Source organism: Microbacterium sp. JC 701 (assembly GCF_021026215.1).
GTDB classification, from domain to species: Bacteria; Actinomycetota; Actinomycetes; order Actinomycetales; family Microbacteriaceae; genus Microbacterium; species Microbacterium algihabitans.
In genome coordinates, this window is sequence record NZ_JAJNCV010000002.1 from 546,619 (window position 1) to 562,699 (window position 16,081).

14 protein-coding genes are annotated in these 16,081 nt (G+C 69.7%); 1 reads left to right on the top strand and 13 read right to left on the bottom strand.

Translation table 11 applies throughout. The features are described 5' to 3' along the window. Positions 1-17: 17 nt before the first annotated feature. The 5 genes from LPW41_RS10565 to LPW41_RS10585 all read right to left on the bottom strand — a co-directional run bounded on the left by LPW41_RS10565 (position 18) and on the right by LPW41_RS10585 (position 6,091). Positions 18-1,274 (bottom strand): MFS transporter, encoded by a 1,257-nt coding sequence (locus LPW41_RS10565; protein ID WP_230704771.1) that lies wholly within the window; start codon positions 1,272-1,274, stop codon positions 18-20. Next, the gene (locus LPW41_RS10570; RefSeq protein ID WP_230704772.1) at positions 1,267-2,034 is read right to left on the bottom strand and encodes a fumarylacetoacetate hydrolase family protein; all 768 of its coding nucleotides are present in this window, start codon (positions 2,032-2,034) and stop codon (positions 1,267-1,269) included. Before LPW41_RS10570 ends, LPW41_RS10565 begins: the two co-directional genes overlap by 8 nt. Before the next feature lie 283 nt (positions 2,035-2,317). Continuing rightward, entirely contained in the window at positions 2,318-3,424 is a 1,107-nt protein-coding gene (locus LPW41_RS10575; RefSeq protein WP_230704773.1) for a branched-chain amino acid aminotransferase, read from the bottom strand. A gap of 54 nt (positions 3,425-3,478) precedes the next feature. Further along, complete coding sequence (locus LPW41_RS10580) at positions 3,479-4,528, bottom strand: 3-isopropylmalate dehydrogenase (protein WP_230704774.1); 1,050 nt, start codon at positions 4,526-4,528, stop codon at positions 3,479-3,481. A 24-nt stretch (positions 4,529-4,552) separates the two neighbouring features. Next, on the bottom strand, positions 4,553-6,091 hold the full coding sequence (locus LPW41_RS10585; RefSeq protein WP_144834833.1) for an MFS transporter: 1,539 nt from the start codon (positions 6,089-6,091) through the stop codon (positions 4,553-4,555). Between the two features lie 81 nt (positions 6,092-6,172). Here LPW41_RS10585 and LPW41_RS10590 point away from each other — a divergent pair, with 81 nt between their 5' ends. Beyond that, a complete protein-coding gene (locus LPW41_RS10590; protein WP_144834830.1) occupies positions 6,173-6,715 on the top strand; it encodes a TetR/AcrR family transcriptional regulator in 543 nt (180 codons plus the stop codon). Positions 6,716-6,834: 119 nt separating this feature from the next. Here the strand turns inward: LPW41_RS10590 and serA are convergent, their stop codons facing one another. From serA to otsB, 8 genes are all read right to left on the bottom strand, one after another. Beyond that, a complete protein-coding gene (gene serA, locus LPW41_RS10595) occupies positions 6,835-8,439 on the bottom strand; it encodes a phosphoglycerate dehydrogenase (protein ID WP_144834828.1) in 1,605 nt (534 codons plus the stop codon). 353 nt (positions 8,440-8,792) lie between these two features. After that, complete coding sequence (locus LPW41_RS10600) at positions 8,793-9,131, bottom strand: bacitracin resistance protein (protein ID WP_154096456.1); 339 nt, start codon at positions 9,129-9,131, stop codon at positions 8,793-8,795. After that, positions 9,128-9,715, bottom strand: a complete 588-nt coding sequence (locus LPW41_RS10605; RefSeq protein WP_187358392.1) for a DNA polymerase III subunit gamma/tau — start codon at positions 9,713-9,715, stop codon at positions 9,128-9,130. The genes LPW41_RS10600 and LPW41_RS10605 overlap by 4 nt, the downstream gene beginning before the upstream one ends. Before the next feature lie 143 nt (positions 9,716-9,858). Continuing rightward, positions 9,859-10,884, bottom strand: coding sequence for a ketol-acid reductoisomerase (gene ilvC, locus LPW41_RS10610; RefSeq protein WP_144834822.1), 1,026 nt, complete (start codon positions 10,882-10,884; stop codon positions 9,859-9,861). Positions 10,885-11,123: 239 nt separating this feature from the next. Then, positions 11,124-11,633 carry an acetolactate synthase small subunit gene (gene ilvN, locus LPW41_RS10615; protein ID WP_144834820.1) on the bottom strand — a complete coding sequence of 170 codons (510 nt, stop codon included), beginning with the start codon at positions 11,631-11,633 and terminating at the stop codon, positions 11,124-11,126. Between the two features lies 1 nt (position 11,634). Beyond that, positions 11,635-13,443, bottom strand: a complete 1,809-nt coding sequence (locus LPW41_RS10620) for an acetolactate synthase large subunit (protein ID WP_154096454.1) — start codon at positions 13,441-13,443, stop codon at positions 11,635-11,637. A 46-nt stretch (positions 13,444-13,489) separates the two neighbouring features. Then, a complete protein-coding gene (ilvD, locus tag LPW41_RS10625; protein ID WP_144834816.1) occupies positions 13,490-15,208 on the bottom strand; it encodes a dihydroxy-acid dehydratase in 1,719 nt (572 codons plus the stop codon). 93 nt (positions 15,209-15,301) lie between these two features. Next, positions 15,302-16,081, bottom strand: a complete 780-nt coding sequence (otsB, locus tag LPW41_RS10630; protein ID WP_230704775.1) for a trehalose-phosphatase — start codon at positions 16,079-16,081, stop codon at positions 15,302-15,304.

Here is a 16,081-nt window from a genome sequence, read left to right on the forward strand (position 1 = left end):
GCGCGTTTCGTAGCGACTCACGTGGCGGGTGAGGACCGCCGGGCTCCGACGACCACGGCACCGACGCACACGAGCGCGACGGGCACGAACGCCCACAGCGCGAGCCCGCCGTACCCGACGAGGCCGAGGATGACTCCGGCCACCACCGAGCCGACCGCCGCGCAGGCGGTCATGAGGGTGTCGCTGCGCCCCTGACGTCGAGGACGCAGGGCGAGCGGCGTCGCCTCGGTCAGCAGCGCGGAACCCGCTACTGTCGCGGCGCTCCACCCCAGCCCGAGCAGCGCGAGAGCGACGAGCACGCCCGCCTGACTCTCGGAGAAGGCCGATGCGACGGCGAGGGAGGCGGCCAGCAGCACCTGTCCCAGCACGATCACGGCGATGCGTCCCCACCGGTCGGCGAGCACGCCGAAGACCGGGGACAGACCGTACATGCCGAACACGTGCAGGGCGATGGTGACGCCGACAGCGAGGGTCACGGCATCCGGGGCGACGATGTGCGAGAGGTGCACCGGAGTCATCGCCATCACCGAGGCCATCGTCACGTGCGAGGCAGCCACCGCGAGCATCGCGAAGCGCGCGGTGCGCGGGCGATCGATTTCGGGGGTGGGAGCGAGGGCGGATGCCGTCCGCTCGCGGTCGAGGCGTTGGGCGAGCAGGAGCGGGTCGGGGCGCAGCACGAGCACGTACAGCGCGAACGCGCAGACCTGCGCGGCGAACGAGAACAGGTACGCCCCGGTGAGCGGCGGCATGCCGACGCTTGCGCCGATGAGCTCGCCGGGAGCCAGCAGCAGCGGCCCGACCACCCCGCCCACGGTCGTGGCCCAGACCACGGTCGCCAGATCGCGCCCGCGGCGCGTGCTCGTGGACAGATCGGTGGCGGCGAACCGCGACTGCAGGGTCGCCGCGTTGCCCGCGCCGATGAGGGCGATGCCCACGAGCAGCAACGGGAAGAGGCGCAGCGCTGCCGCGGCGATCACCACGGTGATGCCGATGAGAGCCGCGACGTTGCCCGTCGTCAGCGCCAGGCGGCGTCCGCGACGGCCCGCAAGTCGCGCGAGCGGGATCGCGGTGAGCGCCGCGCCGAGGGTGACGGATGCCGTGGCGAAGCCCGAGAGCGCCTCCTGCCCCGACAGGTCGGCCGCGAGCAGGGCTCCGAGCGACAGTGTCGCCCCGAACGCGACACCCGTGAGTACCTGCCCCGCCGCGAGCACCCGCACCGTGCGGCGCTGGGCGGCGGCGAGGTCGATGCCCGCGGGTGCGGCGGTGTCAGGCATCGCGCGCGGTGTTGCGCAGCACCCCGATGCCGTCGATCTCGACCTCGACGACGTCGCCGGCGTCGAACGAGCCGATGCCCGCCGGCGTTCCGGTGAGGATCAGATCGCCCGGGAGGAGGGTGAACACGGCGCTGGCGTACTCGATGAGCGCCGGGATGTCGTGGATCATGTCGGACACGGGACCCTGCTGACGCACCTCGCCGTTGACGCGCGTCGTGATGGACGCGGTCTTCAGATCGAGGTCGGTCTCGATCACCGGGCCGACGGGGCAGAACGTGTCGAAGCCCTTCGCACGCGACCACTGGCCGTCGGTGGCCTGCAGGTCGCGAGCGGTGACGTCGTTGGCGACGGTGTAACCGAAGATGTACTCACCCGCGCGCTCGGCGGGGACGTTCTTGGCGATGCGACCGATGACGACGGCCAGCTCGCCCTCGTAGTCGGTGCGCGAGCTGAGCTTCGTCGGGCGCACGATCTGGTCGTTCGGACCGATGACCGAGGTGTTGGGCTTGAGGAACATCAGCGGCTCGGCGGGAGCCTTTCCGCCCATCTCGGCGGCGTGGTCGTGGTAGTTCTTGCCGATGCAGACGACCTTCGAGCGCGGGATGACCGGCGCGAGCAGGGCGACCTCGGACAGGGGGATGCGCTCCCCCGTGGTGCCGAAGCCGGCGAACATGGGGTCGCCTTCGAGCACGACGAGGTGGTCGTCGTCGACGATGCCGTAGCGGAGGGCGTCCTGGTGGCTGAAACGAGCGATCTTCACGGAACCAGCCTATCCGCGGCCTCCGACACCAGTGAGGGTCCGGCCCTTCGACAGGCTCAGGGACCCCCTTCGACAGGCTCAGGACCCCCTTCGACGGGCTCAGGGACCCCTCCGACAGGCTCAGGGACCCCTTCGACAGGCTCAGGGACCCCCTTCGACAGGCTCGGGGACCTCGCCTTCCCCCGGCCCCGCGGCGGTAGGGGTGGCTGAGCCCGTCGAAGCCCCCGCACGAACGACGGAGGGGCCCCCGGCATCCGGGAACCCCTCCGTGAGACGACGCGCGTCAGGCGTCGAGTCGGTACAGCCAGCCGTGCTTGTCTTCGGCGCGACCGTACTGGATGTTCGTGAGCTCTTCGCGCAGTTCGAGGGCGAGGGTGCCCGAGGGCTGCTCGTCGATGAAGTCGCGGCCTTTGAGCACGCCGATCGGGGTGACGACCGCGGCGGTGCCGCACGCGAACACCTCGACGATATCTCCGGATGCCACGCCCTGGCGCCACTCGTCGAGCGAGACGTTGCGTCCTTCGACGTGGTGGCCACGGTCGCGGGCGAGCTGCAGGAGCGAGTCGCGGGTGATGCCCTCGAGGATCGAGTCGGACTGCGGGGTGACGATCGTGCCGTCTTTGTAGACGAACACGACGTTCATGCCGCCGAGCTCTTCGACGTTGCGGTCCTGGTCGAGGAAGACGACCTGGTCGCACTCGTTCTCGTACGCCTCGGACTGCGGCAGCAGGCTCGCGGCGTAGTTGCCGCCGGTCTTGGCCGCACCCGTACCGCCCTTGCCGGCGCGGGAGTAGTCCTCGCTGAGCCAGATCGACACCGGCTGCACGCCGCCCTTGAAGTAGGCGCCGGCGGGGCTGGCGATCAGGTAGTAGGCGACCTTGTGCGCGGGGCGGACGCCGAGGAACGCCTCTTTCGCGAACATGAACGGGCGCAGGTACAGGCTCTGGTCGTCACCCGACGGCACCCACGCGCCGTCGACCGCGATGAGCTCGCGCAGCGACTGCAGGAAGTACGGAACCGGCAGCTCCGGGAGCGCCAGGCGACGGGCGGAGCGCTGAAGGCGGCGGCCGTTCTGGTCGGGGCGGAAGGTGTGGACCGAGCGGTCGGCGTGACGGTAGGCCTTGATGCCCTCGAAGATCTCCTGGCCGTAGTGCAGCACCGCTGCCGCCGGGTCGAGCGAGATGGGGCCGTAGGGCGAGACGCGCGGGCGGTGCCAGCCGCCGCGCACCGACCAGCAGATGTCGACCATGTGGTCGGTGAAGCTCTGCCCGAAGCCGGGGTTGGCGAGGATCGCGTCGCGGTCGGTCGTGCTCTTGGCCGCGAGGTTGCGCGTGACGGAGAACTCGAGCGGGTCGAGTCCGGTGTCGGGATCGGTGTCGATGGTGGTCATTCGTTTTCCAAAGCTTCTCGAGTGCCGGAGGCGATGCTCGCCGATCGGTCCAGGTTACGCCTGGACGCGTTCGGCGATGGCGTCGCCGATCTGAGCGGTGGTGCGGACCCCGTCGCGGCTCGCGATGTCGTCTTCGACCGCGCGGGTGACGCGGGCGGATTCGTCGGTCAGCCCGAGGTGGTCGAGCAGGAGGGCGACGGAGAGGATCGCGGCCGCGGGGTCGGCCTTCTGGGTTCCCGCGATGTCGGGCGCCGATCCGTGCACGGGCTCGAACATCGAGGGGAAAGCGCCGTCGGGGTTGATGCTGCCCGATGCGGCGAGGCCGATGCCTCCGGTGACGGCGCCGGCCAGGTCGGTCAGGATGTCGCCGAAGAGGTTGTCGGTGACGATCACGTCGAAGCGGCTCGGGTTCGTGACCAGGAAGATGGTTGCCGCGTCGACGTGCAGGTAGTCTACGTCGACCCCGGGGAACTCCTGGGCCACGGCATCGACGATGCGCTTCCACATGCCGCCCGCGTGGACGAGCACGTTCGTCTTGTGCACGAGCGTCAGCTTGTGGCGACGGCGCTCCGCGAGGGCGAAGGCGTAGCGGACGACGCGCTCGACGCCGTAGGCGGTGTTGACCGAGGTCTCGTTGGCGACCTCGTGCGCGGTGCCGCGGCGGATCGAACCGCCGTTGCCGACGTACGGGCCTTCGGTGCCTTCGCGCACGACGACGAAGTCGATGTCGCCGGGCTCTGCCAACGGCCCCGCGGCGCCGGGGTACAGCTTGGAGGGGCGCAGGTTGACGTAGTGGTCGAGCTCGAAGCGGAGCTTGAGCAGCAGGCCGCGTTCGATGTTCGCGTCTTTCAGGCGCGGGTCGCCGGGCACTCCGCCGACGGCGCCCAGCAGGATCGCGTCGTGGCCGGCGATCGCTGAGAGGTCGTCGTCGGTGAGCGTGTCGCCGGTCTCGAGGTAGCGACCGGCACCGAGCGAGAAGGGCGTCTTCTCGAACGTGACGTCGGACGCGGCGGTGACCGCATCGAGTACCTTGACGGCCTCTGCAACGACCTCGGGACCGATTCCGTCACCGGGGATGACGGCCAGTTTCACGACACGCGACATCGCTCTCCTCAGAGCTCGGGCACGTCATTGCTTCGACGTGCTGCGGGATCCTCCCAGGGTAGTGGCAGCGATCACGCCGGCCACGACGATGAGCCCGGCACCGATGAGGGCGGTGACGACCACACCGGAGTCAAAGGCGTGCGCGGCGGCGGTGCGGAGGGCCTCGGCCAGCGTCGGATCGTCGAGCGTGTTCGACACGGCGACGGCGCCCGCGAGGGTCTCGCGCGCGGCCTGGGCCGCGGCATCCGGCAGGCCGGCGGGCAGCACCAGCTGCGCCCGGTAGAACGCGGCCAGGATGCCGCCGAGCACCGCCGTTCCGAGCACGGCGCCCACCTCGTAGGCGGTCTCGGACACGGCGCTCGCGGCCCCGGCCTTCGCCGACGGCGCGCTCGAGAGGATCAACTCGTTCGACACCGTCTCGGCCGCGCCGATGCCGATGCCGAGCAGCCCGAACGCCACGATCAGCAGGACGAGGTCGGCGGTCGAGAACGCCACCATCACGTAGGCGACGACCGAGAACGCCAGCGCCGTGGGCACGACGACCCGCGGAGCGAAGCGCTTGGCAACGGGGACGACGGCGAGACCGGCGATGATCATGAGCACGAGCCCGGGCAGCAGCGCGAGACCGGCGACCATCGGCGACAGGCCGACCACCAACTGCAGGTGCTGGGCGACGAAGTACAGGAACCCCACGAGCCCGACCACGCTCAACAGGTTGACCAGGATCGCACCCGAGAAGGTGCCGCGCCGGAACAGCGACATGTCGAGCATCGGCGAGGTGAGGGCGCGCTGGCGGCGGACGAACAGCCAGCCGAACACGATGCCCACGACGAACAGCACCGGAGCCAGCGACATCGGACCATCGACCGCGAGCTTCTTGATGCCGTAGACGATCGGGACCATCGTCGCGAGCGAGAGCACCACACTGGTCGGGTCGAAGCGACCCGGCGCGGGGTCGCGGCTTTCGGGCACGAAGAACGGCGCGAGGATCAGCAGCGGCACGAGCACCGGCACCGCCATGAGGAAGACCGAGCCCCACGAGAAGTGCTCGAGCAGGAATCCGCCGACGATCGGACCGAGGGCCGCACCGGCGGAGAAGCCCGAGGCCCACACCGCGATCGCGAACCGGCGCTGGTCACGGTCGCGGAAGATGCTGCGCAGGAGCGACAGCGTCGACGGCATGAGCATCGCGCCGAACACGCCCATGAGGGCGCGACCGGTGATGAGCAGAGCCGCCGTCGGTGCGAAGGCGGACAGCGCCGACACCACGGCGAACCCGGTGGCGCCGATGAGCAGCATGCGACGGCGCCCGAAGCGGTCGCCCAGAACACCCATCGTCACGAGGAGACCGGCGAGCACGAGGGGGTAGACGTCGATGATCCACAGTTGCTCGATGCTCGAGGGCTGCAGCGCCAGCGAGATCTCGGGCAGCGCGAAGCTGAGCACCGTGTTGTCGACGGAGACGAGCAGCACGGGCAGCATGAGCACGGCCAGCGCGAACCATCCGCGCCACCCGGCGCGGGTCACGGTGATCTCATGGGTGGGCAACGACGAGGTGAGCATGATTCCGAGTTCCGTTTCTAAACCGTCTAGCCGGTATAGTATCAGAGGAGAACCGATGCCCGCCAGTACGATCGAGGAACCATGAGTCGTCCCCCTCTCGCCCGCGACGCCGTCCTCGACGCGTTCACCCGCATCCTCGTCGACGAGGGCGAACGGGCGGCGACGATGGACGCCACGGCCCGCGCCGCGGGCGTGTCGAAGGGCGGACTGCTCTACCACTTCGGTTCGAAGAGCGCCCTCGAAGAGGCCCTCGTCGCCCGCCTCGAGCAGCTCGCCCGCGACGACGTCGCCGAGATCGAGAACTCCGACGAGGGCGTGGTCGCCGCGCACCTGAGGTCGTCGCAGAACACCGGCTCGCCGCTCGACGTCACGATCCTCGCGGTCTCTCGCCTCGCGCAGAACGGCAGCGACGCGGCATCCGCGTGCCTGCGCCGCGTGCGCGAGCTGTGGGAGGAGAGCCTCCGCGCGCACACCCGCGACGAGACGGCGCTGCAGATGGTGCTGCTGGTCAGCGACGGGCTCTACTTCAACGCGGTGCTCGACCTCAACGCCGTGCCCGGCCCGACGATCGAGGGCGCCGACCTCGACAAGCTCATCGACGCCGTGGTCGCCGCCACCACCTGAGACCGCCGCGGGCCACAACCGCGATCCTGCCGATTCCGGCCGCGCAGAGCCAGAACCCGCCCAACGAACGACGAAGGGGGCCGCTCTCGCGACCCCCTCCCCCGGTACAGCTCAGGGCATCAGCCCTCGACGATGTCGATCTGGCGGAACAGGTCGGCGCCGACGGCCTCGCGCATGGCGACGAGGATCTCGTCGGGCACGGGCGAGTCGACCGTGAGCACCGAGAGGGCACGGCCGGTGGCATCCGGAGCCGCCACCTGCAGACCCGCGATGTTGATGCCGGCTTCACCCAGCTTCTGGCCGTAGATCGCCACGATGCCGGGACGGTCGGCATACCGCATGACGACGTGGTGCTGCTCGATGGGCACCTCGATCTCGTAGCCGTTGATCGAGACGACCTTGGGCACCATGCGCGTGCCGGCGAGCGTGCCCGCGACCTCGAGGGTCGAGCCGTCGGCCAGCGTGCCGCGCAGGATCGTGATGTTGCGGTAGAGGGGGCTCTCGGCCTCGACGACCAGGCGGGCCTCGACGCCGCGCTGCTCGGCGAAGAGCGGGGCGTTGACGTACGAGACGCTCTCGCTGACGATGCGGCTGAAGTATCCCTTGAGCGCTGCGAGGCGGTAGACGCTGACGTCGTACTGCGCGAGCTCGCCGCGCACCTCGATCTCGAGGCTGGTCAGGGCGCTGTCGGCGAGGCCGCTGAAGAACTGACCGAGCATCTCGACCAGCGCGATACCGGGGCGCACGAACGGGTCGATCGCACCGCCGGCGACGTTCACGGCATCCGGAACGAGATCGCCCTCGAGGGCGAGCTTGACGCTGCGCGCGACCGAGACGCCCGCCTTCTCCTGCGCCTCTTCGGTGCTGGCGCCGAGGTGCGGGGTGACGACGACGTTCGGCAGGTCGAGGAGCTTGCGGGCGGGGCCGCCCTCGGCGGGGGGCTCGGTCGAGAACACGTCGAGGCCGGCGCCGGCGATCTCACCGGTGGTGAGGGCGTCGAACAGCGCATCCTCGTCGATGAGACCGCCGCGGGCGACGTTGATGACGTAGGCGGTCTTCTTCATGCGGCGCAGCTGCTCGGCGCCGATCATGCCGGTGGTCTCGGGCGTCTTCGGCATGTGGATCGTGACGAAGTCGCTCTGCTCGAGCAGCTCGTCGAGCGACACCAGCTGCACGCCGAGCTGCTGCGCGCGGGCGGCGGTGACGTAGGGGTCGTACGCGATCACGCGCATGTCGAAGCCCTGCAGGCGCGCGGCGATGAGGGCGCCGATGCGTCCGAGGCCGATGATGCCGATCGTCTTCTCGAACAGCTCGGTACCGGTGAACGAGCTGCGCTTCCACAGGCCCTGCGCGAGCGAGGCGTGCGCGGCGGGGATGCGGCGCGCCAGGCTCAGCACGTGACCGACGGTGAGCTCGGCGGCCGAGATGATGTTCGAGGTCGGGGCGTTGACGACCATGACGCCGGCCGAGGTGGCCGCCTTGATGTCGACGTTGTCGAGGCCGACACCGGCGCGGGCGACGACCTTGAGCGACGGCGCCGCGGCGAGGGCCTCGGCGTCGATCTGGGTGGCCGAGCGCACGAGCACCGCGTGGGCGTCGGCGAGGGCCGACAGCAGCGCGGGGCGATCGGTCCCGTCGACGTTGCGCACGTCGAAGTCGGGGCCGAGCGCGTCGATCGTGGCGGGAGAGAGTTCTTCGGCGATGAGCACGACGGGCTTCGTCACGGATACGTCCTTCGAAACGGTGCTGGGGACTGACGCGCACCGTCGCACACCGCCGGCGCGAACCGGGCGCGCGACCCGTGCGGGCCGTCTGTCAGCCTAGCGCGGAGCCGTGTGGCGCCCTGACCGTGTGACGCCGCACGACGGTGGTCGGGCGCTCACCGCGAGTCGCCCGATCAGCGCGGAGCCGCGCAGACCTCGCGCCGACATCCGCCGGGCGTGCCAACACCGCGAGACTGCATCTCGCTGACGAACCCGCGTCAGCCTGACACGCAGATGTCAGCGAGATGCGGTCTCGCGTGACGAAAACCTCCGCGCGAGAAGAACGCGATCCCGGATGCCGGGACCCCCGGAGTTCAGCCGCCGTAGAGGCCGTACGAGGTCGTACCGTACCCGACGATCGCAAGCCAGAACGCGGCCGACAGCGTCAGACCTGCGAGCAGCACGATCGCGAGCTCTCCGGCCTTGCGTCGTTGCCCGATCGCGAACGAGACGCCGAAGGCGGCGAGGGGGAAGACGATCGGGAGGATGTAGACGAACCACCCGAGACCGTTGAGTCCGAGCGGACCGTTCACCTGCTGGATCAGCAGCGCGACCGAGCTCCACACCACGTAGGCGTAGAACAGGCCGAAGAAGCCGGCGATCGTGACGAGCAGCCACGACGGAAGGACACGGGTGCGGGCGGCGGTGCTCACAGGAAGGCTCCCAACGACAGGAACGGCCACGGGATGAGCAGGATGATGCCGAGCAGCAGCAGCAGGAACCGCTGCCACGTGCGCCAGCTGCGCGTCAGCACGAGGACCGTGACGAACCACACGAGAGGGGCGAGACCGGCGCCGATGGTCAGCGCGACGATCGTGACCTGGGGAACAGGGAGTCCGAGGTCGACGAGGCGGAACCCGGCGAGCAGCCAACCCACGGCGAACAGGATGAAGGCCATCGCGATCATGCCGATGCCCACGAGACCGACGTTGCCGAGGGGAGCCGAGGGCCCCGCGTGCGCCTCTTCGGCGTCGGGTGCGGGTTCGACGAGGCTTTCCGGATGCCGAACGGCCGGCGTGGTCTGCGCGGCTGCCGGTTGCAGCGGCTCGGGCTCGGGGTCGGGCTGCAGCGGCTCGGGCTCGAGCGGCTCGGGCTGCAGCGCCTCAGGCGCTGAGTCTCCGGACGCTGCGGGACGGGCTGCGCTCCCCCGGCCGGGCATGTGCTTCTCGCCGACGTCGAGAGTCGGGTCGTCGTCACCGCCCCACGAGAGGGCGTCGTCATCGCGCGGAGTGCTCACGCGACCACGCTAGCGCGGCTCCCCCGCCGCTTCGTCGCGCCCCGCCGGTCGCCGGAGGGCGCGGCATCCGGAACCTCGAGACGCCGCGGAGACGCCGAATGCCCCGGGGCCAGAGGCACCCGGGGCATTCGAGACGACGAGACTCAGCGCGCTGCGGAGCCCTCGACGTAGTCGGTGTCCTGCTGCTTCCACGCGAAGAGGCCGCGCAGCTCCTTGCCGGTCGCCTCGATGGGGTGACCCTGCTCCTTCTCGCGGAGCTCGAGGAACTCGGGGGCGCCCTTGTCCTGATCGGCGATGAAGCGCTCGGCGAAGGCACCCGACTGGATGTCGCTGAGCACGGCCTTCATGCTGGCCTTGACGTCGGACGAGATCACGCGCGGGCCCGAGACGTAGTCGCCGTACTCGGCCGTGTCGGAGATCGACCAGCGCTGCTTGGCGATGCCGCCCTCCCACATGAGGTCGACGATGAGCTTGAGCTCGTGCAGCACCTCGAAGTAGGCGATCTGCGGCTGGTAGCCCGCCTCGACGAGGGTCTCGAAGCCGGCCTGCACGAGGTGGCTCATGCCACCGCAGAGCACGGCCTGCTCGCCGAACAGGTCGGTCTCGGTCTCTTCGGTGAAGGTCGTCTTGATGACACCGGCGCGGGTGCCGCCGATGGCCTTCGCGTACGAGAGAGCGGTGTCCCAGGCCGAGCCCGAGGCGTCGCTCTCGACGGCGATGATGTCGGGGATGCCGCGTCCCGCGACGTACTCGCGACGCACGGTGTGACCGGGGGCCTTGGGGGCGACGAGGATCACGTCGACACCCTCGGGGGCGTCGATGTAGCCGAAGCGGATGTTGAAGCCGTGCGCGAAGGCGAGCGTCTTGCCCTCGGTGAGCTTGTCCTTGATCGAGTCGGCGAAGATCGAGCGCTGGTGCTGGTCGGGCGCCAGGATCATGATGAGGTCGGCCCACTCCGCGGCATCCGCGACGTTCTTGACCTCGAAGCCGTCTTCCTGCGCCTTGGCGGCCGACTTGGAGCCGTCCTTGAGCGCGATGACGACCTGGACACCCGAGTCGCGCAGGTTCTGCGCGTGGGCGTGACCCTGCGAGCCGTAGCCGACGATCGCGACCTTCTTGCCCTGGATGATCGAGAGGTCGGCGTCGTCGTCGTAGAAGATCTCTGCCATGAGGATGTTTCTCCTTGTGTGAGGTCCCCGAGCTTGTCGAAGGGACCGGGGGTTTGTGGGACGTGTGAAGTTCGGGGTGTCGGGCCCTTCGACAGGCTCAGGGACCGACGGGTTCGGGGTGTCGGGCCCTTCGACAGGCTCAGGGACCGACGGGTTCGGGGTGTCGGGCCCTTCGACAGGCTCAGGGACCGACGCGTTCGGGGTGTCGGGCCCTTCGACAGGCTCAGGGACCGACGGGTTCAGCCGCGCAGGACGCGCTCGGTGATGCTCTTGCCGCCGCGGCCGACGGCGAGCAGGCCCGACTGCGCGAGCTCCTTCACGCCGAACGGCTCGATCGCCTTCAGGAAGGCGGCGACCTTGCCCGAGTCGCCGGTGATCTCGATCACGATGGCGTCGGGGGCGTAGTCGACGACCGACGCGCGGAAGAGGTTGACGACCTCGAGCACGTTGGAGCGGCTCGCGTTGTCGGCGCGCACCTTCACGAGCACGTGCTCGCGCTGCACGGAGCTGGCGGCGTCGAGCTCGACGATCTTGATGACGTTGATGAGCTTGTTCAGCTGCTTGGTCACCTGCTCGAGCGGCAGACCTTCGACGTCGACGACGACCGTGATGCGCGACAGGCCCGGCACCTCGGTGACGCCCACGGCGAGCGACTCGATGTTGAAGCCGCGACGGGCGAACAGGCCCGCGACGCGGGTCAGCAGACCCGGCTTGTCCTCGACGAGGAGGCTCAGAACGTGACGAGACATCTCAGTCCTCCTGCTCGTTGAAGGCGGGCGAGTGGTCGCGCGCGTACTGGACGTAGCTATTGCTGACGCCCTGCGGCACCATCGGCCACACCATCGCGTCGGCGCTCACGACGAAGTCGATCACGACCGGGCGATCGTTCGTGTCGAGGGCGAGCTGAATCGCCGCGTCGATTTCGTCTTCCTTCTCGACGCGGATCGCCAGGCATCCGTAGGCCTCGGCGAGCTTCACGAAGTCGGGGATGCGACGCGTGCCGTGTCCCGTGTTCAGGTCGGTGTTGGAGTGGCGGCCGTCGAAGAACAGCGTCTGCCACTGGCGCACCATGCCCAGCGAGGAGTTGTTGATGATCGCGACCTTGATCGGGATGTCGTTGATGACGCAGGTCGCGAGCTCCTGATTGGTCATCTGGAAGCAGCCGTCGCCGTCAATCGCCCAGACGGCGCGCTCGGGCTGGGCCACCTTGGCGCCCATGGCCGCCGGAACGGCGTAGCCCATGGTGCCGGCGCCGCCGGAGTTGAGCCACGCGTTCGGGCGCTCGTACTTGATGAACTGCGCCGCCCACATCTGGTGCTGACCCACGCCCGAGGCGTAGACGCCCTCGGGACCGGTCATTTCGCCGATGCGCTGGATCACGTACTGCGGCGAGAGCAGCCCGTCGGTGGTCGGCGTGTACCCGAGCGGGAACTCCTCGCGGAGGCCGTTCAGGTAGGTCCACCACTCGGTGTAGTCGTGCGGGTTCTCGGCGTCGGCGGCGCGGAAGGCGGCGTCGAGGTCGACGAGCACGTCCTTCAGGTCGCCCACGATCGGCACGTCGGCCGTGCGGATCTTCGAGATCTCGGCGGGGTCGATGTCGACGTGCACCACCTGCGCGTTCGGGGCGAACAGCGCCGCCTTGCCGGTCACGCGGTCGTCGAAACGGGCACCGAGCGAGACGAGCAGGTCGCTCTCCTGCAGGGCGAGCACCGCAGGCACGGTGCCGTGCATGCCCGGCATGCCGAGGTGCTGCTCGTGCGAGTCGGGGAACGCCCCGCGCGCCATGAGCGTCGTGACCACCGGGGCACCGGTCGCCTCGGCCAGCACCTTCAGCTCGGCCGCGGCGTTGGCGCGGATCGTGCCGCCGCCCACGTACAGCACGGGCTTCTTCGCGGTGGCGAGCAGCTGGGCCGCGGCCTGGATCTGCTTGCCGTGCGCCTTGGTGACCGGCCGGTAGCCGGGCAGCTCGATCTTGGGCGGCCACACGAACGGCGCTTCGGCCTGCTGGGCGTCCTTCGTGATGTCGACGAGCACGGGGCCGGGGCGCCCGGTCGAGGCGATCTCGAAGGCCGCCGCGATCGCGCCGGGGATCTCGTCGGCCGACTTCACCAGGAACGAGTGCTTGGTGATCGGCATGGTGATGCCGACGATGTCGGCCTCCTGGAAGGCGTCCGTTCCCATGAGGGTGGAGAACACCTGGCCGGTGATGCAGACCAGCGGCACCGAGTCCATGTAGGCGTCGGCGATCGCGGTGACGAGGTTGGTCGCACCGGGGCCCGACGTCGCGATGGCGACGCCGACCTTGCCCGAGGCGGCGGCGTAGCCCTCGGCCGCGTGGCCGGCGCCCTGCTCGTGACGCACGAGGATGTGGCGCACGTGCTCGTCGTCCATGAGCGGGTCGTAGACGGGCATGATCGCCCCGCCCGGCAGACCGAACACGTCGGTGACGCCGAGCAGGTCGAGCGAGCGGACGACCGCCTGCGCACCCGTCATCACGGGCGCGGCAGCGGCGCGGGCGGGCGGCCGGGGAATGGCTGCCGTGGAGGAATCGATGGACATGGGAGTACCTCGAGAACCGGGAGAAAGGTGAGAAGGGGGACGGCCGTCAGCCCGTGACAGCGCCCTCGGCGGCGGAGTGCACGAGCTTGGAGTACTTGGCCAGAACGCCACGGGTATAGCGCGGGGGAAGCGGTTCCCAGCCTTCACGGCGGGAACTCAGCTCGGCGTCATCGACGATCAAGTCGAGAGTGCGAGCGGCGATATCGACCCGTATCAGATCACCATCGCGCACGAAGGCGATGGGACCTGCGTCCACCGCTTCGGGAGCTATGTGGCCGATGCACAGGCCGGTTGTGCCGCCTGAGAATCGTCCGTCCGTCAACAGTAGTACATCTTTTCCGAGGCCCGCGCCCTTGATGGCCGCGGTGATCGCGAGCATCTCGCGCATGCCGGGGCCGCCCTTGGGGCCCTCGTAGCGGATGACCACGACGTCGCCGGCAGCGATCTCGCCCGCCTCGAGGGCGTCCATCGCCCCGCGCTCGCGCTCGAACACGCGGGCCGGACCCTCGAAGACGTTTCCGTCGAAGCCGGCCGACTTGACGACGGCCCCCTCGGGGGCCATCGATCCGTGCAGGATCGTGATGCCGCCCGTGGCGTGGATCGGGTCGTTGAACGAGTGGATGACCTTGCCGTCGACCGGGTCGGGGTTCAGGTCGGCGAGGTTCTCGGCGAGGGTCTTGCCCGTGACGGTGAGCGCGTCACCGTGCAGCAGGCCCTCGTCGAGCATGGCCTTCATGATCACCGGGATGCCGCCGTGGCGGTCGACGTCGTTCATCACGTACTGGCCGAAGGGCTTCATGTCGGCCACGTGCGGCGTCTTGTCGCCGATGCGGTTGAAGTCGTGCAGGTTCAGCTCGACCTCGGCCTCGTTCGCGATGGCGAGCAGGTGCAGCACGACGTTGGTCGAGCCGCCGAGCGCCATGGCGAGGGCGATGGCGTTCTCGAACGCCTCTTTGGTGAGGATGTCGCGCGTGGTGATGCCCTGACGCAGCAGGTTGACCACGGCCTCGCCCGAGCGGTGCGCGAAGTAGTCGCGGCGGCGGTCGGCCGAGGGCGGGGCGGCGGAGCCGGGGAGGCTGAGGCCGAGGGCCTCGGCGACGGATGCCATGGTGTTGGCGGTGTACATACCACCGCACGCGCCCTCACCGGGGGCGATCGCGCACTCGATGCGCTTGAGGTCGGCCTCGCTCATCTTGCCCGCGAGGCACGCGCCCACGGCCTCGAACGAGTCGATGATCGTGACGTCTTTCTCGGTGCCGTCGCTGAGCTTGACCCAGCCCGGGGCGATGGAGCCGGCGTAGAGGAAGACGCTCGAGAGATCGAGGCGGGCGGATGCCATGAGCATGCCGGGGATCGACTTGTCGCAGCCCGCGAGCAGCACGGAGCCGTCGAGGCGCTCGGCCATCATGACGGTCTCGACGCTGTCGGCGATGACCTCGCGCGACACGAGCGAGAAGTGCATGCCCTCGTGGCCCATCGAGATGCCGTCGGAGACGGAGATGGTGCCGAACTGCAGCGGGTAGCCGCCGCCGGCGTGCACGCCCTCTTTCGCGCCCTGCGCGAGGCGGTCGAGGCTGAGGTTGCAGGGGGTGATCTCGTTCCAGCTCGACGCGATGCCGATCTGGGGCTTGTCCCAGTCCTCGTCACCCATGCCGACGGCGCGGAGCATTCCGCGCGACGTGGTGGCTTCGATGCCATCGGTGACGACGCGACTGCGGGGCTTGATGTCGAATTCGCCGGTGTTCGGATTCTGCGGTGCGGGCATTCTCGAAGTCTATTGCGCGGGTACGACACCCGATGCTCCGCAGACCCGTGAACGCTCGATTAATCGGCGTCCGCGGGTGCGCGGACCATCGGTCTACGAGATGTGGGCTCGGCGCAGGCGTGCCACGTTCTCGAGCACCTCGACGAACGCGTCGATGTCGGGCACCCGCAGTGTCGCGGCGGTCTCTCCCCCGCCGATGCGCACGCCGAGGTCGCCCGGGCCGAGCGAGCCGAGGGCGTCTTCGTCGGTGACGTCGTCGCCCGCGAAGAGCACCGAGGTCGCGGCGACGCGTTCGCGCAGGTGCGCGACGGCGGAGTCCTTGCCCTCGTGGCGGAACGAGAACTCGAGGATGTCGTGCCCGGTGCGACGCCGCCACGAGGGCGCCTCGGCGGCGAGCAGCTCGTCGGCCCGCTGCTGCGCGGCGGTCGAGGCCGCGGCATCCGCGGTGCGGGTGTGGATGCCGAGACCGAACTGCTTCGGCTCCACGCGCACCCCCGCCAGGTCGGCGACGGCGTCACGGATCTCGGCGGTCAGCCTGTCGCGCAGGGCGAGATCGTCGGAGTCGTCGCTCGACTCCCCCGCGCCCGTGCCGGGCTCCCACGACTCCGCGCCGTGCGATCCCATGAGCCACCACGGCGACGAGTCGTCGTGCTCGGCGATCTCGCGCAGGTCGGCGAGCGTGCGGCCCGACACGAGCGCGACAGTGGTGCGCGGCAGGGCGGCCAGGGAATCGAGCGCCGCACGGGCACCCGGAGTCATCCGCGCCGACATCGGCTCGTCGACCAGCGGCGAGAGGGTGCCGTCGAAGTCGAGCGCGATCAGCAGGGTGTCGGTCGTGGCGACCGCCTCGATCGTGGCGTCGGCGGCGGTCAC